The organism is Roseateles sp. P5_E1 (genome assembly GCF_054049335.1).
Window position 1 is genome coordinate 1 of sequence record NZ_JBFUMN010000149.1, and the last position, 895, is coordinate 895.

1 protein-coding gene is annotated in these 895 nt (G+C 67.0%); it reads left to right on the forward strand.

Annotation, left to right across the window (positions count from 1 at the left end; translation table 11 throughout):
• Positions 1-895: AsmA family protein (locus tag ACXJKJ_RS30245; RefSeq protein ID WP_457395068.1), on the forward strand; the 895-nt coding region annotated here is incomplete at both ends.

Here is an 895-nt window from a genome sequence, read left to right on the forward strand (position 1 = left end):
CTGGTTCAAAGGACCCGTCGAACGCGCCGTCCAGGCCAAAACCGGGCGCGAGTTCCATATCAACGGCGATCTCGACGTCGACCTTGGCCGCACCACCACGATCCGCGCCGACCGCCTCACGTTCGCCAACGCCGACTGGGCCAAAACCCCGCAGATGGCCAGCGCCGACCGCGCCGAAATCGCCCTTCGCGTCTGGCCCCTGCTGCGAGGCCAGGTCCAGATCCCCGAAGTGCGCCTCACCCGCCCTGACCTGCTGTTGGAAACCGGCCCCGGCAAGGACACCCCGGGCAACTGGGATTTCCTTGGCCCCTCCACCGGCAACCCACCGCAGCTGCTGCGCCTGCTGATCGATGACGGCCGCCTGCAGTTTCTGGATGCCGCCGGTCGCACCGACGTCCTGGTCGCCCTCACCAGCGGCAAGCCGCGCACCGAGGACAGCGCCCCGCCGCTGCTGGTCAAGGGCAAGGGCCGATGGAGGGGCAACCCCTTCTCGCTCGATGGCAATACCGAATCGCCGCTGGAACTCACCAACAGCGATCACCCCTTCCGCATCCATCTCGACGGCCGTGCCGGCGGCACCCATGCCATCGCCAGCGGCACGCTGACCAATCCGTTCGCACTGCGCGTCTTCAACCTGGAGCTGATGCTCAGCGGCCAGGACATGGAAGACCTGTTTCCGCTGATCGGCGTGGCCATGCCCTCCACCCCGCCGTACCGGCTGAAAGGCCGCCTCAAGCGCGACAACGACATCTGGCGCTATGAGAACTTCACCGGCACCGCCGGCGATAGCGACCTGGGTGGCACCKCGCAGATCGATGTGGGCGGCGACCGCCCGTTCCTGAAAGCCGACCTGGTGTCCAAGCGCCTGGACTTTGATGACCTGGCTGGCTTCATC